The 25,018-nt window shown below is 49.8% G+C and carries 22 protein-coding genes; 6 read left to right on the plus strand and 16 right to left on the minus strand.

What is annotated here, in order from left to right; genetic code table 11:
* Positions 1-8: 8 nt before the first annotated feature.
* Positions 9-491: a transcription elongation factor GreB gene (gene greB, locus ACYVIC_RS14520; RefSeq protein WP_460861086.1), complete on the plus strand. Its 483-nt coding sequence runs from the start codon at positions 9-11 to the stop codon at positions 489-491.
* A gap of 17 nt (positions 492-508) precedes the next feature.
* Here greB and ACYVIC_RS14525 read toward each other — a convergent pair whose 3' ends face one another.
* A complete protein-coding gene (locus ACYVIC_RS14525) occupies positions 509-1,411 on the minus strand; it encodes a lysostaphin resistance A-like protein (protein ID WP_460861087.1) in 903 nt (300 codons plus the stop codon).
* A gap of 231 nt (positions 1,412-1,642) precedes the next feature.
* Between ACYVIC_RS14525 and ACYVIC_RS14530 the strand changes: the two genes are divergently transcribed.
* Positions 1,643-3,949, plus strand: a complete 2,307-nt coding sequence (locus ACYVIC_RS14530; protein ID WP_460861088.1) for a Tex family protein — start codon at positions 1,643-1,645, stop codon at positions 3,947-3,949.
* Between the two features lie 40 nt (positions 3,950-3,989).
* On the opposite strand, the gene ACYVIC_RS14535 is transcribed toward ACYVIC_RS14530, so the two are convergent.
* From ACYVIC_RS14535 to bioH, 6 genes are all read right to left on the minus strand, one after another.
* Positions 3,990-6,083: a winged helix-turn-helix domain-containing protein gene (locus tag ACYVIC_RS14535; protein ID WP_460861090.1), complete on the minus strand. Its 2,094-nt coding sequence runs from the start codon at positions 6,081-6,083 to the stop codon at positions 3,990-3,992.
* Positions 6,084-6,272: 189 nt separating this feature from the next.
* Positions 6,273-9,041 carry a TonB-dependent receptor domain-containing protein gene (locus tag ACYVIC_RS14540; RefSeq protein ID WP_460861091.1) on the minus strand — a complete coding sequence of 923 codons (2,769 nt, stop codon included), beginning with the start codon at positions 9,039-9,041 and terminating at the stop codon, positions 6,273-6,275.
* 262 nt (positions 9,042-9,303) lie between these two features.
* Positions 9,304-10,464, minus strand: coding sequence for a metallophosphoesterase (locus tag ACYVIC_RS14545; protein ID WP_460861093.1), 1,161 nt, complete (start codon positions 10,462-10,464; stop codon positions 9,304-9,306).
* Positions 10,465-10,684: 220 nt separating this feature from the next.
* On the minus strand, positions 10,685-11,656 hold the full coding sequence (locus tag ACYVIC_RS14550) for a putative metalloprotease CJM1_0395 family protein (protein WP_460861094.1): 972 nt from the start codon (positions 11,654-11,656) through the stop codon (positions 10,685-10,687).
* Positions 11,657-11,661: 5 nt separating this feature from the next.
* Positions 11,662-12,018 carry an excinuclease ATPase subunit gene (locus tag ACYVIC_RS14555; RefSeq protein ID WP_460861095.1) on the minus strand — a complete coding sequence of 119 codons (357 nt, stop codon included), beginning with the start codon at positions 12,016-12,018 and terminating at the stop codon, positions 11,662-11,664.
* An 86-nt stretch (positions 12,019-12,104) separates the two neighbouring features.
* Positions 12,105-12,887, minus strand: a complete 783-nt coding sequence (gene bioH / locus ACYVIC_RS14560; RefSeq protein WP_460861096.1) for a pimeloyl-ACP methyl ester esterase BioH — start codon at positions 12,885-12,887, stop codon at positions 12,105-12,107.
* 34 nt (positions 12,888-12,921) lie between these two features.
* Between bioH and ACYVIC_RS14565 the strand changes: the two genes are divergently transcribed.
* Positions 12,922-13,635, plus strand: coding sequence for a ComF family protein (locus ACYVIC_RS14565; protein WP_460861098.1), 714 nt, complete (start codon positions 12,922-12,924; stop codon positions 13,633-13,635).
* Here ACYVIC_RS14565 and ACYVIC_RS14570 read toward each other — a convergent pair.
* The gene (locus tag ACYVIC_RS14570) at positions 13,632-16,169 is read right to left on the minus strand and encodes a M14 family zinc carboxypeptidase (protein WP_460861100.1); all 2,538 of its coding nucleotides are present in this window, start codon (positions 16,167-16,169) and stop codon (positions 13,632-13,634) included. The genes ACYVIC_RS14565 and ACYVIC_RS14570 overlap by 4 nt on opposite strands.
* 125 nt (positions 16,170-16,294) lie before the next feature.
* On the opposite strand from ACYVIC_RS14570, the gene nfuA reads away from it, so the two are divergent.
* Together nfuA and ACYVIC_RS14580 are read left to right on the plus strand one after the other, a co-directional pair.
* The gene (gene nfuA / locus ACYVIC_RS14575) at positions 16,295-16,873 is read left to right on the plus strand and encodes a Fe-S biogenesis protein NfuA (RefSeq protein WP_460861102.1); all 579 of its coding nucleotides are present in this window, start codon (positions 16,295-16,297) and stop codon (positions 16,871-16,873) included.
* A gap of 133 nt (positions 16,874-17,006) precedes the next feature.
* Positions 17,007-17,990 (plus strand): polysaccharide deacetylase family protein, encoded by a 984-nt coding sequence (locus ACYVIC_RS14580; protein WP_460861103.1) that lies wholly within the window; start codon positions 17,007-17,009, stop codon positions 17,988-17,990.
* Here ACYVIC_RS14580 and ACYVIC_RS14585 read toward each other — a convergent pair.
* Genes ACYVIC_RS14585 through ACYVIC_RS14605 form a run of 5 tightly spaced genes read right to left on the minus strand, consistent with a single transcriptional unit; the run spans position 17,977 to position 21,744 of the window.
* A complete protein-coding gene (locus ACYVIC_RS14585; protein WP_460861104.1) occupies positions 17,977-18,618 on the minus strand; it encodes an SCO family protein in 642 nt (213 codons plus the stop codon). The two genes, ACYVIC_RS14580 and ACYVIC_RS14585, sit on opposite strands and share 14 nt — an antisense overlap.
* Positions 18,608-19,519: a heme o synthase gene (cyoE, locus tag ACYVIC_RS14590; protein WP_460861106.1), complete on the minus strand. Its 912-nt coding sequence runs from the start codon at positions 19,517-19,519 to the stop codon at positions 18,608-18,610. Before cyoE ends, ACYVIC_RS14585 begins: the two co-directional genes overlap by 11 nt.
* Positions 19,516-20,511, minus strand: a complete 996-nt coding sequence (locus ACYVIC_RS14595) for a COX15/CtaA family protein (protein WP_460861108.1) — start codon at positions 20,509-20,511, stop codon at positions 19,516-19,518. The genes cyoE and ACYVIC_RS14595 overlap by 4 nt, the downstream gene beginning before the upstream one ends.
* Entirely contained in the window at positions 20,508-21,020 is a 513-nt protein-coding gene (locus tag ACYVIC_RS14600) for a hypothetical protein (protein WP_460861110.1), read from the minus strand. Before ACYVIC_RS14600 ends, ACYVIC_RS14595 begins: the two co-directional genes overlap by 4 nt.
* Entirely contained in the window at positions 21,013-21,744 is a 732-nt protein-coding gene (locus ACYVIC_RS14605) for an SURF1 family protein (protein WP_460861113.1), read from the minus strand. The genes ACYVIC_RS14600 and ACYVIC_RS14605 overlap by 8 nt, the downstream gene beginning before the upstream one ends.
* Positions 21,745-21,770: 26 nt before the next feature.
* On the opposite strand from ACYVIC_RS14605, the gene ACYVIC_RS14610 reads away from it, so the two are divergent.
* The gene (locus ACYVIC_RS14610) at positions 21,771-21,980 is read left to right on the plus strand and encodes a DUF2909 domain-containing protein (RefSeq protein WP_460861115.1); all 210 of its coding nucleotides are present in this window, start codon (positions 21,771-21,773) and stop codon (positions 21,978-21,980) included.
* A gap of 3 nt (positions 21,981-21,983) precedes the next feature.
* Here ACYVIC_RS14610 and ACYVIC_RS14615 read toward each other — a convergent pair whose 3' ends face one another.
* From ACYVIC_RS14615 to ctaD, 3 genes are read right to left on the minus strand one after another with little or no spacing between them, the layout of a single operon-like run.
* Positions 21,984-22,862 carry a cytochrome c oxidase subunit 3 gene (locus ACYVIC_RS14615; RefSeq protein WP_460861116.1) on the minus strand — a complete coding sequence of 293 codons (879 nt, stop codon included), beginning with the start codon at positions 22,860-22,862 and terminating at the stop codon, positions 21,984-21,986.
* A gap of 1 nt (position 22,863) precedes the next feature.
* The gene (locus ACYVIC_RS14620) at positions 22,864-23,424 is read right to left on the minus strand and encodes a cytochrome c oxidase assembly protein (RefSeq protein ID WP_460861117.1); all 561 of its coding nucleotides are present in this window, start codon (positions 23,422-23,424) and stop codon (positions 22,864-22,866) included.
* A gap of 9 nt (positions 23,425-23,433) precedes the next feature.
* The gene (gene ctaD, locus ACYVIC_RS14625; RefSeq protein WP_460861119.1) at positions 23,434-25,017 is read right to left on the minus strand and encodes a cytochrome c oxidase subunit I; all 1,584 of its coding nucleotides are present in this window, start codon (positions 25,015-25,017) and stop codon (positions 23,434-23,436) included.
* Position 25,018: the final 1 nt, after the last annotated feature.

Here is a 25,018-nt window from a genome sequence, read left to right on the forward strand (position 1 = left end):
TCCTGGCTATGCGCACTGACTTGATTACCCGCGAAGGCTTTAACGCCCTACAACAAGAACTGGATTACCTGTGGCGTGAAAAACGACCCGATGTTACAGCCAAAGTAGCCTGGGCGGCGAGTCTGGGCGACCGCTCAGAGAATGCAGATTATCAATACAACAAGAAACTACTACGCGAAACTGACCGCCGGATCCGCTTTTTGCGCAAACGGCTGGAAGTGCTGAAGATTGTCGATTACTCACCCCAGCAGGACGGCCGGGTGTTTTTTGGTGCCTGGGTGGAGATTGAAAACGAACAGGGCGAGCAACTGCACTTTCGCATCGTCGGCCCGGATGAAATCTACGGTCGCAAAGATTATATATCCATCGACGCCCCCATGGCGCGGGCGCTGCTAAAAAAGACCACAGACGACGAAGTACGGGTTAACACGCCAACCGGCAAAAAACTGTGGTTTATTAATCGTATTCGCTATAACGCTGCACCCGAATAACCAAACACTTAGCAGACTCAGCGCAGCATCGGATAAGTGAACAATCCAAAATGTACCAGGTTTAGCGCAAAGTGCGCCAGAACCGCCACCTCTATTCGTCCGCTGCGCTGATACACCCAGCCATAGCCGATGCTGGCGACCACAGCGACCAGCGCATAGGCCCAGCCGGCGCCAATATGTGCCAGACCAAATACAGCACTTACACTGGCAATGGCTAACCAGGAGGCCGCATTAGCACCTAGCCCTTTTTGCAATAGCCATTGCCCTAAGGGGCGTTGTAATACACCGCGAAACAATGCCTCTTCGGCAACACAAGTCAGAAAAAGATTACAAAATATAAAGCTTAACGCAAACGCCGGCCACTTTAACGCCGGCTCAACCAGCCCCAGCTGCAGTGCCAACGCCATAGTAAGAAAAACCGTTACCGGCCACACCGGCCAAAAACCGCGCCAATAAGCAGAGTGCCATTTAGCTGAGTGCTGCGCAGGCCAAATTGCCAGTAGCAAACAATAGCCAGCCCAGCCTTTGTCAAAGTTTGCGTACAAGGTGTAGGCTATAGCATCTGGCGTAAGCTGCTGTGCCGGCACCAACAACGGGTTTTGAATGCCCGGCAACCAGTGTAATGCAGCGGCCAGCGCGAGTAGCACCAACAGCAACCAGCCACCAACATGCACCATTGCCGTTGCACGCCCCACCGCCAACCACAGCGCCAAACCGGTTAGCAGACTTAATAGCAAGGCCGCCAAAGGTGTAATAAACCCATCAGACAGCGCCAGCAGCAAGGCTGTGGCCGCCAAGCCCAGTGACAACACAGGTAAGCGCGCTAACCGGGCATACCAGCACGGTTCAGCACACTTGGTTACGGTAACGCCCACAGTACACATCGCCGCCGCCAACGCCCAAAAAGCGTACATTGTCATGCAAAAAGTTCCTCAATCAGCAAGTGACAACATACTGATTCAGTTTTTATTAGCTGTAAATACAATAAACCGGGTAGCAACACTATTAGCCAGTCTGCAAAGCTGGTTGTCTTTTTTTAACAGCGCCTGGCCACAGGATATTGGATTTTTTGCTTCACAAAGGTGACAATCGCTTTACTGTACACTGTTAAACTGCCCTGAGGGCTGTGTTAAATCAGGAATTTTAGCTATATGTCTATGATTGTTAAACAAATCGCTTCAGAAATTGCGGCACGGCCGGAACAGGTCTCTGCCACCATTACGTTATTAGAAGAAGGCGCAACAGTACCCTTTATCGCTCGCTACCGTAAAGAAGTAACCGGCGGCTTAGACGATACCCAACTGCGGCATTTAGAGCAGCGTCTTACCTATTTACGTGAGCTGGAAGAGCGTCGTCAGGTGATTTTAAAAACCATTGATGAACAGGGTAAGTTAACGCCTGAGCTAAAAAGCCACATCCTCGCTGCAGATAATAAAACCCGTTTAGAAGATTTATACCTGCCCTACAAGGCCAAGCGCCGCACCAAGGGCCAAATTGCCATTGAAGCCGGCATTTTACCACTGGCTGATGCGCTGCAGCACAACCCAACACTAAACCCACAAACTGAGGCGACAGCTTATATTAACGCTGACGCCGGTTTTGCCGATGAGAAAGCGGTGCTCGATGGCGCTAAGTACATTTTAATGGAGCGTTTTGCTGAAGACGCTAACCTGCTGGCCCGCTTACGCCAGCACCTAGCCCAGCATGCGGTAGTTAAAAGCACGCTGGTATCGGGCAAAGAGCAGGAAGGCGCCAAGTTTCGCGATTACTTTTCCCACACAGAAAGCTGGAAAACCACGCCGTCGCACCGGGCATTAGCTATGTTGCGTGGCCGCAATGAAGGCTTTTTACAGTTACAACTAGTGCCGGATGCCAACGAAGAAACGGCACACAGCATATGTGAGCAGATGATTGCCAGCCATTTTAATATAAAAGATGAGGGCCGCGCAGCCGATGCTTTTTTACGCACCGCCGTGCAGTGGACCTGGAAGGTAAAACTGCATCTTAGCCTGGAAAATGACCTGCTTGGCGAGCTTCGTGAAAAAGCCGAGGAAGAAGCCATTAAGGTGTTTGCCCGCAACTTAAAAGACTTACTGATGGCCGCTCCGGCTGGCATGCGCACGACACTGGCACTGGACCCGGGCCTGCGCACCGGTGTTAAAGTTACTGCAATTGATGAAACCGGTAAGCTGTTAAGCCAAAACACCATTTTTCCGCATGCGCCGCAAAATGCCTGGGACAAATCGATACGCACTCTGGTGGCACTGTGTCAGCAGCATAAAGTTGAACTGATTGCCATTGGTAACGGTACTGCCTCGCGTGAAACCGATAAACTGGCCGCTGAGGTGATAAAAGCACTGCCGGCGCAAGCGATACAAAAAATTATGGTGTCAGAAGCTGGCGCCTCTGTATATTCGGCATCTGAGCTGGCAGCACAGGAGTTTCCGGATCTGGATGTGTCGTTGCGTGGTGCCGTCTCGATTGGCCGCCGTTTGCAGGATCCATTGGCCGAACTGGTGAAAATTGAACCTAAAGCTATAGGCGTGGGCCAGTACCAACACGATGTTAACCAAAGCCTGCTGACCAAGTCACTTGATGGCGTGGTGGAAGATTGCGTAAACGCCGTTGGCGTTGATTTAAATACCGCCTCTGTGCCGCTTTTGGCGCGGGTCGCCGGGTTAAATAAAACGCTGGCACAAAACATCGTGTTTCACCGCGACAGTAACGGCCGCTTTAACGAACGCAAAGAGCTGCTTAAAGTGCCGCGCCTGGGGCCAAAGGCTTTCGAACAGGCGGCAGGTTTCTTGCGCATTAATAATGGCAAAAACCCATTGGACGCTTCAGGTGTTCACCCCGAAGCCTACCCGTTGGTGGAGAAAATACTCAGCACACATCAGAAAACTGTCGAGCAGATTATTGGCAACAGCAGCTTTTTGAAAAATATTGATGCCAAAGCCTTTGCCGATGAACACTTTGGCATACCTACCATCAGCGACATTTTGAAAGAGCTGGATAAACCTGGCAGGGACCCGCGGCCAGAATTTAAAACGGCCAGTTTTAAAGACGGCGTTGAGACCTTGAAAGATCTAAAAGCCGGTATGCAATTAGAAGGTGTGGTGACAAACGTCACCAACTTTGGAGCCTTTGTCGATATTGGCGTGCACCAGGACGGTTTAGTTCACATTTCATCACTGACCGATAAGTTTGTCAGTGATCCGCATGAGGTGGTAAAAGCCGGTGATGTGGTGAAAGTAAAAGTGTTGGACGTGGATATTGAGCGTAAGCGCATTGCGCTAACCATGCGCATGGACGAACAGCCGCAAGCTAAAGCAGCGGATAAAGCAGCACCGCGCCAGCAAAACACCAAGCCCGCTGCGGCACGGCCGGCAAAACCGGCAGATAACAATGCCGCTATGGGCAACGCTTTTGCCGAAGCGTTTGCAAAGCTGAAAAAGTAAGCCTGACAATGTTTAACACCAGCCATACCCGGGCTGGTGTTTATTGCAATAACGGATGGCTCAACCGATTTAAGTCAGCACTTGGGTGCATTGAGAGTTCAAATATCAACCGTTGCTGTTTGCTGTCAAAACTCATAGTGCTATGCAAATGTAACTGATCGGGTGGTAGCAAAATCAGATCTTCTACTACACCGCTAGCCAGATCATAATAGCTTACCAACAGTTGCCGTGGTTTTTGCTGCAAGAAATAGATGCCTTGCCCGGCAACAGCCCAAGCCGTTCTGGAGCTGAAGACACTACCAGGTAATAGCTGCTGCTCTGTACCATCTGGTAACAGTTGCCATAAACCACGATTGCGGCCTTTACTAAAATAAAAACGCTCTGCCGCGGGCATTTGAGCCCAAACGCCACCTTTCAACGTTAGTTGCTCTACTGCACCGCTAGAAATATCAATACTGAACAAGTTACCATTGTGAGAATATATAACAGCGCTATCGTCAAACCACCAACTTAACTTACCATGCCAGCGTACGCCAGTTTTTAGCTGAGTCAGTTGACCTGTTTTGACTTCCAACAACATTAATTTATCTTGCTCTTCAGTGGGTAGACGGCCGACAAAAGCGATATAACGACCGTTATTAGACCACTGTGGATACTTAACCATACCATGCAATTGGGTGAGCTGACGCCGGTTTTCCATATCGGTATCGGCTTGCCATATCTCCATATAGCCCGATTCATTGCTAACATAAGCTAACAAATGCAATGCTTTACTATAATCTGGCGCTTCATATCTGGCTTCATTTGCTGTTAACGGAAATACAGCGGCGCTTACATCATTATTTAACGGCAAGTAACCCAACTGCGGCACGCTTTTGCTATTGTGGAAATAAACATCACCGCTGTCAGTAATGCGGCTGGGCCAGGCAAAATTATCTAGCTGCAGCGAAACGCTGCTACCATCGGGAACATTTAACACAAAGCCCTGACGCTTACCGTTGTGTAACGCGGCAAACAACAAACGTTCACCATCAGGGTGCCAGCTCATACCAAGAATATCCTCTTCGCCTTTGGTTAGCTGCCGCTCTTCGCCGCTGGTAAGATTGTGCAGATAGATCTCTTCTGACAACCGGTGAGCTCGCCGGGTTATAGCCAGATAGCGGCCATCCGGCGAGAACGCTAAATCTCTGATACGGTATTGGCAGTTTTGATAGCAAGCTACAGGCTGAGGTTCCGCTTCCGGGTTCTGCAAATCCAATTGGTACACACTGGCACCATCCTCATTAATTGAGCCACTAAAGGCCAGATAACGGCCATCCGGCGTTATGTCCATGTAGCCTGTACTATGGCGATTACATGCTGCCAGTTTCTCGCTATGCAGCGTAACAGTATCCAGTTGCATGATGTTACATTCGCCATACACTGCGGTTTGGCTGGAGTAAAAAATGTAGCGGCCATCTTTAGCCCACAAGGGCCGGCTTTCGTCATCAGCACTAAAGGTTAATTGCCGCGCCGGTTTACCAGGTTCAGTCAAATCCAGCGTATACAAATCACTGGCTGTTTCGAATTTACGCCAGCTAAACACCAGATAGCGCCCATCCGGTGACAACGACGGAAACATTGCCCGGCCATTGCCTTTAGTCAGCGCCATAACCTGCGCAGCAACCGGCCCGGTGTTAGGGTAATAGAAAACCAGCGCAATGCATGCCAATAAAAATAGCATAGCGCCAGCTAGCAGATAAGGTGACTGCTTTGGTGCTGGTATATAAACCGCCGGCTGTGAGTTATGGTTAACGCTGCCACTTAGTGGTGCCGTTACAGGCGCAACTGTTAGCCGGTAACCTTTTTTCCTTACTGTACAGATAAGCTCACTGTGCGCCAGTTGCTGCAATACATTACGCAATTGCCAGATGGCATTTGTCAGCGCCTTTTCGCCAACATAAACATTGCCGCCCCAGACGTTATCAATCAGCTGTTGCCGGCTCACAAGCGCCGGGTATTGCTGCGCCAAGAATACCAGTACATCCATTGGCTTTTGCTGCAACGCGATATGCTGGCCAGCGGGCGTATGAATGCTAAGTTCGGCCGGATTAACAAACAGTTCAGCCAGATAAAAAGAGTGCTGCGTTGTCATTTTTTCCCGATACAGGTTTTTCTATTAAAGCTAACGTCAGGATACTACCACAATAGCCAGCGCAACCGCGCTCTTTGTTAACATAGTGGCGACACGGATGCACTGGTCGCTAGACAGTCGGCAATGGCATATAGCAAAAATAGTAAAGCCCCGTTTGGCGGGGCTTTAGCAATAACAGCTGCTCAACCGTTAAAAACGCAGCTCATAGGCAGCGTAAAAGGTCCGCCCGAGAATGTTGTAGCCATTACTGGTCGGGTAATAAGGGTGTTCATTACGCTCCGGATGGCCAGGCACATACACCGGCGGCTTTTCGTCGGCCAGGTTGTTTATCCCCAACGTCAGTTTATTACTGCTATTAAAACGGTAACTGGTATTCAGGTTAATCCGCTTAAATGGCGCCAGCTTACTATAAACGGTGTCTTCATAGTCTTCGCCGTCAGCATCTACCAGCTCCCACTCGTCACGGCCTTCACCGGTGCCCAGGTAATACCATGCCAGGTTCACGCTCAGATCGCCCCAGTTCCAACGCGCAGCCAGGTTACCTTTCCATTTTGGCAGGTAATCGTCTTCGGTCTCTTCTATCAGCTCACCGCCGGCAAACGCCTGATAATCTTTTTTCAGCGTGTAGGAGCTTTCTGCTGTAAGCTTCAGGCTGCCCAACGTATCCAGGTCAATGTTGTAGCTTATCTGAGCGTCAATACCGCGTGACGACTCATAGGCGCTATTGATAATACCGCGACGTACGCAGAGCACATCTTTGTATTCCTGGCCGGCAGGTTGCTGCATAATGTAACCCAGCGTGTCTAAGTCGAAACAGTTGGCAGCGGTGCCGGTTCTGTCGTATGCCGGGTTATCCAATATGCGACTGACGCTTTCGGTATACACAGCACCACGCAGTTCAATATTCCAAAAATCCACACTGGCACTGAGGTTATCGCTCAGTTCTGCTACCACGCCTAAGTTCCAGAATTTACCCTTTTCCTCGGTCAAGTCAAGGTTGCCGGCACTGATAGACTGATAGCTGTCATCTATATCAATCGGGTGATTAGGGTCTACCCTTTTACTGGTTTCACCGAAGGAACGGCTTACACCAGCGTACATGCGGTGTAAATCCGGCGCGCGGAAACTACGGCCCATATTGGCGCGCAATAACCAGCTGTCATTTGGCCGGTAAACCAAACCGGCTTGTGGTGTAACAGCACCGCCAACATTCGATTTATCATCATAATGGTCGTAACGTAGCGCGACACTGGCATCCAGAGCGCCCCAATCAGACCCTTTCTCCAGTACAGGTATTGCCAGTTCGCCCGCTGCGGCATAGCGCTTGCGTGAACCGCGCCCTTGGGTACCGCCCTGACCTATCAGGTTACCACTTGTTGTATCAGCATCTTTTACATCAGAGTACCAGTCACGCGCCCACTCAGCCGAGGCAGCAAACTGCAGCGGCCCGGCTGGTAAGTCGATAATATCGCCGGTTAATACCGCAGAAAACTGGTTCATGCCGGAATCAGCAAAGGTCAGCGTCTCAGCATACAGATAACTCACCTGATCCGGCGTCATTTTATCCAGCGGATACCATTTCTCTGGGTTAGCAGAGTCGGCTGAGTTGAAACTGATCACATCCAGTAAGCGGTCAGCCCGAATTTGATTGCGGCCAATACGATCGAACGAACTTTTACCATAGGCCCAGTTCAGCTCAAGCTCGTACTCGCCAACCGCACCGCTAACACCAACCGAGCCGTTAAAGTTCTTTTCTTTACCGGTGTAATCGCGGATTTGGCCGTAATCGTCCAAACGCCGGTACAGACGAAACTGTTTATCGTTTGCAAACGCTGCGGCATCGTAGCTGTACACACCCGGGTTATCAGCATCCATATAGAAAGTTGGGCTGATACCTTTCTGGCCATTGCCGCGTTGGGTGGTTTTATCACTGGTTTGCAGCAACAGGCTGTATTGCCACGCATCAGATAAATCACCATGCTGGCTTAACACCAGGTTAAATTCTTCTTTACCGGTATGCAGGCCGTCGTCGCTGACGGTGTCATAGCGGCATTTAAACCGGCTTTCAGCGTCATTCCAGATGCCATTTTTACCAAATAAATCGGCACATTGTTGCTGGTTCGCCATTATGTAGCTGGCGCTAGAACCCGATACGCCGACATTGTGGAAGGTTTTGTCGTAATCACGCAGATAAGCCGAGGTAGAACTGTACGTGTCGGTGCCATCGGGCCCGCCCAGCTTTGTCATATCGCGCTGGCCGGCGCGCAAAATCTCATCGTTGGCATATTCCAGTACCAACACAGTCTGACCCAATGCCGTTTCAAAGCCGCTGGTCAGGGTGGCTCTTTGCCGGTCTGCCCCGCCGTGCTGCGGGTTTTCATAGCGCACGTCCAGTGCCGAGCCGTCATACGACTTTTTCAGAATAATATTAACTACGCCGCCAACGGCATCAGACCCATAAATAGCCGATGCACCACCGGTCAAAATTTCTACCCGCTCAACGGCACTAGTCGGGAAGGTTGAGGTATTAACAAAGTTAGTGGTACCACCGGTTGCAGCAGGATATTGCGGCACCCGCTTACCATTAATCAGCACCAAAGTACGGTTTGCGCCCATACCCCGCAGGTTAATAGTGCTGGCACCCTGGGTCCAGCTGCTTTCATTACCCTCAATGGTGCGGCCGGCGTTTGCTACAGACGCCTGCAGTATCTCTTCAACACTGGTAAATCCACTACGCTCAATATCGTCGGCAGTGAAAACAGTTACCGGTGCCACACCTTCCAAATCAGTGCGCTTAATACGCGAGCCGGTTACTTCAATCCGTTCTACTTTGTCTGGCCCGCTTTGCTCTGTCGCATTTTGCTGTGCATTGCCAGCGGTACTGAAAGCTGCACTGCTAACTACCCCCGCCAGCAATGCTGTTTTGATGGCCAGCGCCACTGCTGTTTTCTTGCTCATGTTGTTATCCCTGAGTTCTTGTCACTGAATGTAAGCTACTTTGCCAGCTATGCTGATGTGACATCAGCCCGTTAAACCGGCAGTAATGCAAAGCGACCGGTTTACTGACAGCAGGTTTATCTCTGAGCTGTGTGTCAATGCAATGACTGCCAGCTCCATTTTTAACCAGTTATAACTCTATTTAATATCTATTACTTTAAAATCAATTAGATATAGAGTTTCGATACGAATGCCACAGTAAAGAAATCACACAGCCGCAGCATTAATTCGCCTGAGAAATGTGCTCAGTCAGAGTGCGCATTGGTAGCTGTTGCCCTGATAAAGTGCCGCGCCACAAAGCTCCGGCCTGCCACAATAATATTTCGCCGCTTTTACCCAGTTTGATGTTGCTGTCGACTGAAATAACGCGGCCATCAAAATGAGAGTAGACACCATCCATAGAGGTATGGCCTACGACAATCCGCCTCACATTTAACGTAGCTAACAACTGCTGTAGCAGCGGCTCTGTAATAGCGTTTTCCTGGCGGAAGTAACCGCGATACCATAAAGGTCCTAAAGAACCATATAAGAAATTAAGCACCGGTACGCCCTTTAGCTCGTCACGCGCAATGCCCAGTGATTGCCGGAATTGCTCGTTAACCTCGGCAACCGTCATACCCAAGGCCAGATAATCCGGGTGCAAACCGCCGTGCACAAACAACATATCGTTTACCTGAGCTAACACCGGACGGCTGCGCAACCATTGTCCCAGCACTGAGCTCTCACTGTACAAACCGCTGTAATCGGTGCCCAGCTGCTGCGCCACCTGTTGATACTTCTTGTTGATGTAACGCAAGTCATTGTAAAGCACCATCGTTTCGTGGTTTCCCAGTAACAAATGCACCTTGCCACCGGCAGAGTGCGCCTGCTGCTCTAGCTGATATAGCCACCAGAGGATTTCGGTCACTTTATCGCCACGGTTCATCACATCCCCCACCACCACTAAATGGCCCGCACCAAATGACCAATTTAGCTCAGCATCTACCACGGCATTGGCTTTGAGCAGTGCGGCCATGATGTCATACTGACCATGCACATCACTTATCGCTGCAACCTTATCCGCTCTGTAGCGCAGTGTGGGCTCTGGCAAGTGATGTTGTCGCACCTTAATCGCCTGCGGATAGGCACATATCGGTTGAATAACGTCTTCTACAGGCTGTGTTTTTTCTACCAACTGATCGTTGCACAGCCATTTTACCGCAAGTTGCTGATCGTTTTCGTAAAAAAATGCATAGGGGCCATCGTCAAAGACAGCTGGCGTTGCAGTTGGTTGCGGCACCTTAGTTGCAGGCTCCGCTAGCTGTGGCATTTCTGCGCCGCGCAAGCCAACTCCGTAAAAAAAAATGACGTAAACAAGAATAGAACTGAGCATCCAGCGGGTCATGGCTGTTTCCTGTGTTGTATAACAAACATAAGCGTACTTCAGACAATATTGTCTGTTGGTAATATTCTCAGCATGAGGTAAGCGCGTAGTATGGACAATCACGTGCTGCTGGTAAGAACACTTTTTTTGCCCGTTTTATTGTCTATTGTTAATCTATTCTTTTTTATTCAATACGTTATATGAAAAAGACTGAGATTTTATAACGAAGGGCTGTAGCGGATTAAATTTGCTGCAAAGATTGTTTTACTTGTGGCTCGGTTGCCTTTTGATAATAACCGGCAATAACGCTGCGGCGCAGTTGCATTTGCATCGATTCGGCTAGCGTATCACGTTGCTGATATACGACAGTGTTGCTGCCATTGTTTTCAGCCACCCTATAGCTGATGTCAGCTTGTGTTAGCTGTTCAGCAAAACGCCTGTTTTCGTTACTGCCAGCGACAGCTGTAGCTGCCGCACCGTCGTTGGCAGTACTCTGTGCGGGCGTTTTATCAGTGTTACTTGTCTTAGTTGTTTGCTGCACCAATTCAGCCTGAGCCTGCATTTGGCGCTGCAGGGCTTCACCGGCAATGCGACGGTCGGCTGCAGAAGGTTCGGCAGGTGCCAATGCCGCAGCGCGTACCTGCTGCATCTTTTGCACCGTTGCTTGCGGGTCGCCGGCTACCGGTGCAATATCAATTTGCACTTCACCCGCTACGGCATACTGCTTGCCATCTGGGCCACGCTCGTACGAATAGCTAGGCGCACCGGCATACTGCCCACCTACAGCAGCATGGGCTTGTTCGTGGGTTTTTACTTCCTGATCGCGCGCACTTAATTCACGTATCTCTTGTTGCTCAAGCTGTTCAGCCTGTTGTTGGCGCGCACTTTGTTTTGTCTCTGAATTTCCTTTGCTATCTTGCTGCGATTGCTGGCCCGGTTCACCATCTTGTTTATCTGAACCTTGCTCACCACGGCCCTCTATTGCCTGAGGCGTTTCAGCATCTTTGCCATTGGCATTGTACAGTTGCACTGTACCGTTATTAGTTGGGGCCGAACGGCTTTTGTCGTCCGTCAGTATTGGCTTTTCTGCACCAGACGCATTAGTTTCCTTTACCGGCTCAAATAAATCACGACGCAGCGCATCACGCCGCGCCATCTCTGTTGGTGGGTTGGCAGTGTTAATACTGACATTAGGATAATTTGATACCAGCATAGCGGCTAAACGCGAATATCAATCACAGAACCCAGCACCTGATCGGCGGTCTGGATGGATCTGACATTAGCCTGAGCATTGCGTTCTTCACTATTCAAACGTACCAGACTGTCGGTCAACTCTGGCTGCGCTGGCGTTTGCAACGAACGAGCCTGAGCACTGTTGTCTGTGGCTGCGACAGCTTGTTGAGTATCATTTTGTTGCACCGCATTCTGCTGTGCAACATTTTGCTGGCTAACGTCTTGCCGCGCCTGCTGGCTGGCCTGCGTTTGGCGATTAATATCCAGCGTGGCTTCGGTAACGCCGGCGCTGGCTCGTTGTAAGCCCTGTAAACCGGAATACGATGCAGATTGAATATTCATAATACAACTCCGCTAACCTTAGCACTGTTGGCTAATTATTAACCACAAACGGCATTTTGGGAAGCATTGCTTTAGGTTAATTGGTTTTAACCAACAATACTATTGCTACCAGAAGGACTTAACCATTGTTGCAGCCAGGCTAAAAAAGCGTCCGGATGCGAAATAAAAGGCGCGTGTGATGCGTGCGGTAATATGGTAAAACAACCCTGTGGCTGCAGTTGCTGCAAGTGTTCAACTATCTTTACCGGCACCAATGAATCAAGCCGGCCATACAGACCAGCCAACGGCATTTTTAGCGCGGTAAACTCGGAGCGCAAATCAACGTCGGTGAGCAATTGCAATGCAGCGGCAACAGCCTGCGGTTGCGCCAGCGGATAAGCCAAAATCGCCTGCTTAAGCGCTTTAGTATCAGCTCTTGCGCTGTCGCTACCCATGGCTTGTATGGCCAAAAAGCGCTCGATTGTTTGCTGCAGGTTATCACTTAGTGCACGGGCAAACTGCTGCATTACTGCCGGCGCCATACCTGGCCAGTCTGCCTGCGCCATAAAGCGCGGCGACGCCGCTACCAGCGCAAGTTTATGTACTTTTGCCGGATAACGTTTAGCCAACGCCAATGCGATTAAGCCACCCAATGACCAGCCACATAACGCGCTGCCATCAGGGATCTGCGCCGCTAGTTGCTGACACACTGCTTCTAAGGAATAGGGCTGCGGAAACTGCATCGCGTTACCAAAACCCGGCAGATCTGGCGTTAACACATTGGTAGTTGTAGGTAGACGTTGGCGTATGCTCTGCCATACGCCCTGATTTACCCCCCAACCATGTAAAAGCACCAAGGTCGGTTTGTCGGTAACGCTTTTGTCTGTCATAGTAATTAAAATGTTAATTAGTACGGATGTTAATTTGCCTTTTTCCGCAATCCGTCTGTTGCAGCAAGGCTGGCACCTGTTGATGCCCTCGTCATGTTTGTGGTGTAGTTTACCGGTGCAAAGTGCGGCATGCCAGCTTTGCACTGCATGCCAGCAAGCATTGCCACAGCTGCCTTACAGTCTGTGTCATTACAATTTACTTTGGTTACCGCAGGTAGCGCAGGGGCTAAAGAAACCGCGCTTTGATCAATTGCTCAGTGTCAGCTTGTATCAGCAACCCTACCGGCACTGGTTACAAAGTTGGAAATTCTCTAACGACGAAGCTGCCGGCGAGCTGTTGCAGCAACAATTTTCCGCGCTGTTAGCCCAGTATCACAGTGCTGGTCAGCGCTTACCTGACGCTATTGTCTACGTGCCTATGCATCCTTCCCGACAGCGCAAACGCGGTTACAACCAGGCCCAGTTATTAGCGCAGACTGCCGCCAGCCAACTACAGCTGCCACTGCTGCATATATTGCAAAAAAGCCGCCGTCTGCCACCGCAGGTCGGTTTAAGCCGAAAACAGCGCCAACGTAATTTACGTCAGAGTTTTACGTTGAAAAGCTACAGCAATCTGCCGTTACATCTGGCACTGGTGGATGATGTGGTAACCACCGGTGCTACCGCCAATGAAGTTTGTCGTTTGCTGCGCCGCCACGGTGTCAGACAAATCAGTCTTTGGACAGTGGCGGTGACAGCGTTAACTTAGTCGGCTTTAGTGTTAAAACTATGCCCCAGATACAACGCGTTGACTAGCAAACGGCTAGAGCCGTAAAAGTAACCACGGAATACCGGATTGTCTGTCATAGCAATGACTCTGCCTTTACCCAGATTATGTGCCAGCAGCACAGCAGATTGGCTGATGCGCGGCACATACTCTGGCGCGGTGTAACCGGCCAGTTGTGGCGCACTGCTGTATAGCGCGACATTAACAAAGGGCACGTTTGCCGGCTGCAGTAAGAGAGTGCTATTTTTGAACACCGGCAAAGTGTCTCGTGTCAGACCAAAAGTCAGCGGGTGCGACAGATCCAGCTCTGCCTGATAAATAGCACCAGCAATGCGTTGCTTGCCAGATAGCAGTTCTTTATCTTTATAACTCAGATTATCTGACGGGATCAGGCTGGTCATTTCCTCACCTTGCCATACCCCAGCCGACAGCAAGCCACTTTTTGCCAACCAGGCGGCACCGCGTTTGTGCCCCCACAATACACCACCTTGTTCTGCCCAACCTCGTAGCGCTGCAACTTCGGCGTCCTGCCAGCGGCTGTAATTGCCATCAGGCAAAATAATATGAGTGTATCGGCTAAGGTTCAATGCAGCTAAACGCTCAGGCTCGGCCATCGACGGCGAAATTCCGGCCAGTCGCTCCAGGTTGTACCAGACTTCTCCAGCCTCGGTAGAACTGACACCAGGCCCGGCTACCAGCAATACTTTTGGCAGATGTACCGGTGCAAACTGATGACTGCCCAGATCACTGCCGCTTACTGTCAGACCGCTGCTAATGGCAACAACGGGTAAATTGAAGCGCTGCTGCTGACGCTGCAAACGGGCAAACCAATCCGATTCGGTTTGCAGACCTGCCGCTACAACCATAGCACCACGCTGCAATGCTACCTGGCCGCCAGATGTTTTGGCAGTAAAATCCCCAAGGGCCACACGCATTACCAACTTCTCTTGCAACAGCGCCTGCAGCAATAACGGCGCTTGTTGATCTTGCCAATTAAAAGCATAGGCATAGGCGCCTGTTGTCAACGGTTGAACCTTGACTGGTTGTGGCCAGCTATCGCTTAGTGCCGAGGAGGCAGGCTCACGATTTAATGGCGTAAATGCAATATTGTAAGCGTATGGCAAGGTCCAGGCGGATACATCATAGAAGGTATTGTCATTAAAATTTTTCTCCGTGCTAAACATCGCCTTAATCAACCGGTATTGTGGCTGCTGCAAAGGCACATAGTAGCTGGTGGTTGCAGGATAATTGTTATTGTCGTCCTGCCAGTCTCTATTTAGCTGATGTACGGTAATATGATGACGTTGCAACAGGTCCAGCAACGCGGCCAACCGGCTTTGATCCGCTGTTTCTGTCAACATGTAGCCTTTTACCCTACTGGCTTTGGCCTGCTGCAACGCGGTGCGATAAAATTCCTGCTGGTAACTTAATAGTTCGGCGCGTTTGGCTACCGAGCCGCGAATGGTTGATAGCGAAGCAGTCAGCTGGTTCTGCACTGTTGTTGCAAAGCTAAGCGGACCATTGATGCTGTCTTGCAAGTGCCCACGGCTGCTGGCCTGCTCAAACAAAATACCGACGCTACCCTGCACATCCGGATAAGTTGAACCCTTGCCAACATAAAAATCATCAAAACTTTCCTCGGTGTAGTACAGCTGGCCTTGTTGGTCAAATGCTGCAGCATGGAACTGTGCTATCGCACTGGTCAGCTCGAAATTACGTTTTGGTGTCAGCGGATAGTTACGACTGGGAATGCCCGGCTGAAAAAAGTAGCTGCTGTTGGTACCCATCTCATGGTAATCGCCCACTACATTGGGTAGCCACTGTTGATATTGCGCGATACGGGCCCGGCTTTCCGGATGTTGCAGCAGCAGCCAATCACGATTTAAATCAAACCAATAGTGATTCGGCCGGCCATTTGGCCAGGGTTCATTGTGCTCGCGATGCTGTGGGTCCGCCACCGGCGCGGCACCTCTGTGCATATTGGCCCATAATGCAAAGCGATCATGGCCATCCGGATTTAGCACCGGCTGCAGCAAAATAACGGCGTTATCCAGCCAGTTACGCACTTCGTCTGTTTGTGCTGCGGCCAGGTAATGCGCTAGTAATAAGGCAGCGTTAGCACCACTGGGTTCATTACCATGTACACTATACCCCAACCAGATAATCACCGGCGCATTTTCAGCACGCTCTTTGCCTTGCCGGGCTGCTGCCAAATGCTGCTGCCGTATTTGCTCCAGCTGCTGCAGGTTTTTTTCAGCGGAGATAACTAACTGTAACAACGGCCGTTGCTCGTGGCTGTAACCTATTACCTCGAGCTGAGCGCGGCTGCTATGTTGCGCCAACAACTCAAAATAGCGTTCGATTTGATCATGCCGCGCATGCCATTGCCCTACATTAAACCCCAATACCTGCTGCGGTGTAGGCAGGGTTGAATTTTTTACTTCCGGCACATACTTAGTTTCAGCACTAACGTGGTAACTGATAAACAGTAGAACCAGTACAAGATATTTTTTCATTGTTGTCATTCCCCTTTGCTGCGGCTACGTTAGCCAGAACTGAGGCAAAACTCAAGCGGGGCTGGCAAGGCGGCAACGGGAAGAGTATCATAGTCATTAACCTAGTAATTTAGTCAGGTACTCTTATGATTAGGATTTTCGAACAGGCACAACAGCACTTTGCCAAGTTGCTGGCAAAACAACCCTCTGGCACCCACATTCGCGTGTTTGTGGTTAACCCGGGCACGGCGCAGGCCGAGTGTGGCGTATCTTACTGCCCACCCGATGCAGTAGAAGATACCGACTTACTGCTAAACTTTGATGGCTTTGATGCGGTGGTTGACGCAGAAAGTCAGCCATTTTTAGTTGACGCAGAAATAGATTTTGTTACCGATCAGATGGGATCCCAGTTAACACTAAAAGCGCCGAACGCCAAAGTACGCAAGGTGAGCGACGACGCCTCATTAATGGAACGGGTGCAATACGTTATCGACAGCGAAATTAATCCGCAGTTGGCCAACCATGGTGGCCGGGTGAGTGTAATGGAGCTGACTACCGACGGTGTGGCTATACTGCAGTTTGGTGGTGGTTGTAATGGTTGCTCTCAGGTCGATTTAACGCTGAAAGAAGGTATCGAGAAAGAACTGCTGAACCGCTTTAGTGGCGAGTTATCCGGAGTGCGCGATATCACCGAGCACCAGCGTGGCGAACACTCTTATTATTAAGTTGCTGCCAGTTCTGCACCCTGACTACTGCTGCGTTTCCTGCCCGCCTGTGTTATAAAACAGCCTTGTTTTAACCACTGGCGGGTATTTGACCATGAAGCTACTGTTGTCGTTTTGCACTCTTGTGTTCAGCATGACACTATCAGCGCAAGCTGCCGTTATGCTGATTTATCATCATGTTGCCAGCGATACGCCACGGGTTAGCAGCGTTACTGCTGATGAACTGCGTGGTCATCTGCAGTACTTCAAAGACAACAACTTTCAGGTAATAGGCCTTGATTTGCTGATTAAGCAGCTGCGCGATGGCACACCAGTGGCAGATAATGCCGTAGTGATTACTTTCGATGACAGCTACGAAAATAACTTCACTACCGCCCACCCAATCCTGCAGCAGTTTGGTTACCCCTATACCATTTTTATCAGCCCGGGCAGTATCGACAAAGGCGATGGTCCCTTACTCAACTGGCAACAAATAAAACAGATGTCAGACGACGGGGTGTTGGTTGCCAACCATGCAATGTGGCACGAGCATATGGCAAAACCCGCAGTAAATGAGACTGAGCAACACTGGCTGGCGCGGATGGAGCAAAGCATTCTTGCTGCCGAAGATAAAATTGAACAAGTAACCGGCCAGCGTCACCAATGGTTGGCCTATCCATATGGTGAATACAGCGCACCGCTGGAGCAGCTGGTCAGCAAAATGGGTTTTATAGGCATTGGCCAGCATTCCGGCGCCGTCAATAACAACAGTGCCCTTACCCGGTTGCCACGCTTTCCGGCGGCAGGCCGCTATGCTGATTTGAAAGATTTGGCGCAAAAACTACGTACACTGGCGTTTAATATTACTGACTATCACGGCGTTGACCCGCTGTTAAACGGCGCTAATCCGCCTCAGCTAACACTGTCATTGCAAGTCACAGACTTTAACCGTGGACAACTACAATGCTTTGCTGGCGCAGAAGTACTCAAACCTGAGTGGCTGAACGACAATACCTTTAGGGTAACCGCGTCCACACCTTTAACGATTGGCCGCAGTCGCTATAACTGCACCGCGCCATCGCAAAGTAAAAAAGGCTATTTTTATTGGTACTCGCAGCCCTGGCTTAACCAGCCTTAAGTTTGGCTAACACTAAAGGAAAATCAGCCAGCATTTGCTCAGTATCCAGCACTGGCAGTTTGCCCGCTTCAAGTGGTGGTTTAAACATTGCGACCAGCTGGCCCTGCGGGTTAATAAGTACTACTGAGGCGCTATGATCAACCAGATAATCAGTGTCAGTACTGCTGCTTAGTGCATACATTAAGCCTAGTTGGCGTACAAATGGAAACAGCTGATCATGGCCTGCTGTCATACCCAACACGTTTGGCTGATTAAAATAGCTAACGTAGTCATTAAGCTTTTGCGTACTGTCACGTTTGGGATCAACCGAAATAAACCAGACTTTTAACGGTTCACTAACCCGGGTTGCCAGTTCCGGTTGTAAGCCCGCCAGCTTGGCAAGCGTCAACGGGCAAATATCCGGACAATAGGTGTAGCCGACAAAAGCCAGTGTCCACTGACCGTAAAGGCGCTCACGGCTGACCTCTTCGCCATGTTGATCTGTCAGCTGAAAGTCGGCCAGCACTCTGGGCTGCGGATACACCAGCGCCAGCTTGGGCTCTGCGCTTACTTGCGACCACTGATATAGCAACACCCCGCCAGCCAGCGCAGCTGCAACTAATAACAAAGAAGCCAGATTACGAAACATAGATTGGCGCCACCTTAAAATAATGATCCACCAGCAGAAGCAGAAATAATACCATCAAATGAACGATGGAGAACTTAAACGTAGCCATTGCCGAACTGTTGTCGCTTTGCAGCTTTAGTTTCCAGGCATATTGCATAAACCTAAGGTTCAGTAATGCACTGCCCAGCAGATAAATAGCACCTGTCATACCCACAAGATACGGCATCAAACATACTAAAAACAGTAATACGGTATAAAGGCAAATCACGCTCTTAGTAAATTCAATACCATGGGTTACCGGCAGCATCGGCATATTTACCCTGGCATAGTCATCGCGACGATGTATCGCCAGTGCCCAGAAATGTGGCGGCGTCCAGGTAAAAATAATCATCACTAGCAGCAGTGCATGACCATGTATATCGCCGGTCATGGCTGCCCAGCCAAGTAAAGGTGGCATAGCACCTGCCAGGCCACCGATGACAATATTCTGCGGCGTTGCACGCTTTAAAAACATGGTGTATACCACGGCATAACCAAACAAGCTGGCTAGCGTTAACCAGGCCGTTAACGCATTGACAAAAGCATACAGGATAACAAAACCGGTTACCGCCAGTGCAAGGGCAAAACTAGCCGCCTGCACCGGGCTAATACGGCCTTTTGCTACCGGTCGGCTGTATGTACGCGCCATTTGGGCATCGATACGTTGATCCACCACATGATTAACTGCCGCCGCTGCGGCCGATAACAAGCCTATACCTAAGGTGGCAGCGAACAAGGCCAATAAATCTGGTAAACCGGGCTGAGCCAGCATCATGCCAACCCAGGCTGTCAGCACAAGTAAAGCAACCACCTTGGGTTTGGTAAGCTCGAGATAATCACGGCTGCTGGCTAGCAACGCCTTAGGCTTAATTGCTGCACTCATAGCGCCTCCTTGCTGCGCGTGGTGCGCAACTGCATATAAATAATCACTAATAGCATTAACAGGTTAGCGGCGACAAAGTTGTGCGCTACGGCGTTACCTAGTGGCAAATGCAGCGCCACGTTCAACACCCCCAGCGTGAACTGCGCTGCCAACAGCGCTGCAGCTGCCAATGCCAGTTTACGCAAACGGCCGTCTGTGGCGCTACGCCATAGCTGCCATAAAAACGCGGCTAATACTGCCAACGTTAGCACAGCCCCGAAACGATGGAACACATGCACAGTTTGCCTGGCTTCTGCTGACATCACGCCAAATTCATAATCGTCGTGCCCCAAATGCAAGTCAAACGCCTCACTAATATTCAGCCGTTGCTGCCAACCCGATTCACAAATTGGCAACTCTATACAGGCCAAAGCGGCATAGTTTGCAGCTGTCCAGCCGCCCAACGCAATTTGGCCAACCAGTACAACTATTGCTAGCAGCGCCAGTGGTTTTAACGATACTGGTTGCGGCTGCACTACCCGGTGCTGTGGGTGCAGGCGCAGCCAATACACTGCCAGAAAACAGAGCAAGCTAAAACCACCAAGTAAATGCCCCATTACTACTAGCGGCAGCAAATTCAGCGTTACTGTCCACATGCCCAACGCCGCCTGAAAGACCACCAGAGCCAACAGCGCCGACGGCAATAATTTGTTGTGCTGCCGACGAAATACGGCAATAAAAAACATCGCTGCAATCAACAGCCCCAAACTACCGGCAAAATAGCGGTGGATCATTTCATTCCAGGCTTTGTGCGGCTCTAACGGCCGCTCTGGAAACGCTTCCATCGCAGCGGCAACATGATGCTCCTTATGCGGCACTTTTAAAAAACCATAACAGCCTGGCCAATCCGGACAACCTAGGCCAGCATCAGTGAGCCTGGTGTAGGCGCCCAACAAAATCACAGCCATAGTAAGAAAAATAGCGATAGTCGCCAGCCACTGTTGTGTTCTCATACGCTGGTCCTGTCATAGTTAAGTAATTTAAGTAAATCCTGACGGATAGCCTTGGCCGTTCCGGCCATATCAGCACTCGCGGCTGGCATCGGGTAGCTAAGCAGCACCAATCCTTGCTGATCTATCAGCAATATCTTGTTATGCAACTCTGGTGGTACAGCTGATATGGCAGGCTGCTGGGTAAAAGCGGTAAATTCGGTTGCCGCTTGCTGCGTACTGATAAAAACCGGTTGCACCTGTGCTTGCTTGCGGCCAAGTCCAACATACAGCTGTTGCACTGTATGTAAAGCAGCAAGACATTGAGCTGCACATTCATCCGCTGGTATCACACCAACTCGCCAATGGGCTTTCTCAGCCGTCGCGGCCAATAAAAACACTTCTGCTTGCTGCCACTGCCCGTGGCTCGATACACCACGATTAAACCAGCCAAACTCCAATACCAGTTTAGCCGCCAGTAAAGGTAAGGCGCTGCACAGCACAAATAACCACAGAAATTTTTTCTTATTCATAATTTGCTTTTCCCTGATGACTGGCCGCCAGCGCAACACCCAATACGGCGATACCCAAAAAAAACCATTGCAACGCATAACCACGGTGTTTTTCCGGCGACAACACGACCGGTTGATAATGCGGTATAAATTCACTCTCGTTTTGTTGATACAGCAGGGCGGGATAAAGTGACAGTGCACTGTGCTTTGATAACTGCGCATAATTCACTTGTTGAATACGCATAGGCCATTGACCACTATCTTCAGCATTTTGACCGAGCAACAATAAGCCATCAACTTTAGTGCGTAGCAGGCCATCAAGTGCAATCTGTGGTGTTATTGCCACTTCTGGCAAGCTGTCGCGCCGCTGCGGTGCAGCAAGCCAACCTAAATTCACCAATAAAGGCTGGACCAAACCCTCTGCCTGCACCGGTATAATCACGTCATAACCCACCCGGCCCTGCACAATCTGATTGTCTAGTAGCCAAATATAGGGGGCTAACCAACGCCCCTGGCCTTTTAACGGTGCAGCGTCAATATCTGTGGCAGACAAGCTGGTTAATTGCGACGGTTGCAACGCACCCGCGGCCTGAAGTTGTGCAACCCGCGCTAATTGGGCAGTTTTATCAGCGGCACGGTTTAGCTGCCACCAGGACAAGTTGATTAATATGGCAAAAGCAGTCAAAGTGATTATTACCCACAGCGTATTTAGCACAAAAATCTGCTGAGCCAGCTTAATGCGCATCTATCAAACTCCGGAGCCTGTTACCGATGTTGCTAAAACTTATTATCATCGCACTACTACTTTTTATTGTTATTAACTTGTTCCGCGCCGGGCTGGTAATGGTCAGACAACCTCAGCCAGACGTTAAAATTTCGCGCTATCTTGGCCGACGTGTATTTTTTTCTGCCATAGTGTTAATACTGATCTTTATCGCTCAAGCGCTGGGGCTCATTGAACCGAACCCCAGACCATACTGAACGCTAAATAACATAAACAAACACGTACAAACACAACCAAACAACATCAACAAAGTGCCAGTACCATGCCGCTGCCTGAAACGCGAAGTGTTTCTCCGGCGTGAAATGCCCCTTTAACACGCGGAAGAACACAAACAAAAGGATAATGGCCCCCAAAGTGACATGCATACCGTGAAAACCGGTAAGTAAAAAGAAGGTATTGCCATAAAAGCCCGATGCGAGGGTTAACCCCAGATCGCGGTAAGCGTGGATGTACTCATACACTTGTAAACTTAAAAAGATGGCACCCAACAATAAGGTTAACAACAACATTAGTTTCAGCTGGCCGCGCTTATTTTGTTCCAGCCCGGTATGAGCAAAGTGCAATGTAATAGAGGAAATGACCAGAATCACAGTGTTAATCAGCGGCAGTCCTGTGGCGGGCATAGCCTGTGTTTCAATACCACCTGGCGTTTTCAGCAGCGGCCACATTGCTTCAAAGCTTGGCCAGAGAATTTCAAACGTCATGGCGTTATTGCTGCCACCACTTAACCAATCCAGTGCTATCACCCGGCCATAAAATAACGCTCCGAAGAACGCCATAAAAAACATCACTTCAGATACAATAAACCAGCTCATACCCTGGCGGAAAGAACGGTCCATTTGCGCGCTGTACAAGCCACTCATTGATTCATCTATGACATTTTTAAACCAGCCAAACAGCATAAAAATCAACACAACAAAACCGGCGGCCAGCATATAGCCGCCAAAGCCCGGTTGTTGCTTTGTCACTTCATTAACATAGGTGCCTGCGCCAAAAGCAATTAAAAACAGCGCCACGGCGCCAACAATTGGCCATGGGCTTTGGGCGGGAACATAGTATTTTTCATAGGTTTTAGTCATGTTATTCCCCAAGTTGGGATGGCTCTGCGTTATCGCCGGTCCAACCGCTGGTAACGTCATATAAGGTGTACGACAGCGTAATGGTACTGAACTGGCTTGGCAGCGCCGGATCCACATAAAACTGTAACGGCATCAACATGTTTTTACCGCCCGCTAACTGCTGCTGGGTAAAGCAAAAACATTCTATTTTGTGAAAGTACAATGCAGCCTGACCAGGTGAAACTGACGGTACTGCCTGGCCCACTATCATTCGGCTGGTCGGATTCTCTGCCAGGTAATTCATAATATGAATCTCCCCCGGGTGCACTGTCATACGGGTAACTTCCGGTTTAAATACCCACGGCATCTGTTTATTCGGACGGGCAATAAATTCAATTACCACCTGCCGGCTCAGATCAATCTGAGCCGCTTCCGCAGTAGCAGCTGTTGCTGCAGTTTTGCCGTTTAAACCGGTAAGATCACAGAACACGTCATATAACGGCACCAACGCAAAGCCAAACCCAAACATAGCCAGCGCGGTAACGACCAACTTAAAGGTTAATGGCTTATGCTTTAACGCCATAATGTGCTCCTACTTAATCACGGGTGGTGTTTCAAAGGTATGGTATGGAGCCGGCGAGGCCACTTCCCATTCCAGACCTTCGGCGCCTTCCCATACCTGAGCGGTCGCCTGTTCACCACCACGGGCACATTTCACCAACACCCAAACAAAAATCAGTTGCGAGGCACCAAACAGGAAGCCACCAATACTGATAAAGGCATTAAAGTCTGCAAACTGCAGCGCGTAATCCGGAATTCGTCTGGGCATACCGGCCAGGCCAACAAAGTGCATTGGGAAGAACAGTAAATTAACTGAAATCAGCGAACACCAGAAATGCCATTGACCAAGGGTTTCGTTGTACATATGGCCAGTCCACTTCGGCAGCCAGTAATATACCGCGGCGATAATTGAAAAGACTGCACCGGTCACTAACACATAGTGAAAATGCGCCACAACAAAATACGTATCGTGATACTGGAAATCAGCCGGGGTAATGGCCAACATCAAGCCGGAAAATCCGCCAATAGTAAACAGCACAATAAACGCCAGAGCAAACATCATCGGTACTTCAAAGGTCATGGCCCCTCGCCACATGGTCGCCACCCAGTTAAACACTTTTACCCCGGTTGGCACTGCAATTAACATGGTGCAATACATAAAGAACAGCGCCCCTGCTACTGGCATACCGGTGGTAAACATGTGATGCGCCCAGACCAAAAACGACAGTATCGCAATACTGGACGTGGCATAAACCATAGAGGCATAACCAAACAATGGCTTGCGGGCAAAGGTAGGAATGATTGCAGAAATAATACCGAAGGCCGGTAATATCATAATGTACACTTCAGGGTGACCGAAGAACCAAAAAATATGCTGGAATAACACCGGATCACCGCCACCGGCCGCATCAAAGAAGCTGGTGCCAAAGTATTTATCAGTTAGCACCATAGTGACTACACCTGCCAAAACCGGCATTACCATAATCAGTAAGAAAGCAGTAATTAACCAGGTCCAGACAAACAGCGGCATTTTCATCCAAGTCATGCCCGGTGCACGCAGGTTAAAAATGGTGACGATGACGTTTATTGCGCCCATAATCGACGAAATACCCATAATATGCACAGAAAACACAAACAGTGCAGTACTGTCTCCGCTGTAAGTAGTGGACAGTGGGGCGTAAAAAGTCCAGCCAAAGCTGGGACCACCGCCAGGCATAAACAATGACATCAGCAGGATTAAAAACGCAAACGGCAGGATCCAAAAACTCCAGTTATTCATCCGCGGCAGGGCCATATCAGGCGCCCCGATCATCATCGGTATCATCCAGTTGGCTAACCCGGTAAATGCCGGCATTACCGCACCAAACACCATAATCAAACCATGCACTGTGGTCATCTGATTAAAAAAGTGCGGATCTACAAACTGCATACCAGGTTGAAACAATTCGGCACGGATCACCATCGCCATAGCGCCGCCGATAAAAAACATAATCAATGCAAACACCAGATACATAGTACCGATGTCTTTGTGGTTAGTGGTGTACAGCCAGCGCTTTATACCGCTGGGTTTGTGATCATGATGATCATGTTCGTGATCTGTTACTACTGCACTCATC

It is taken from the genome of Rheinheimera gaetbuli (assembly GCF_054781935.1).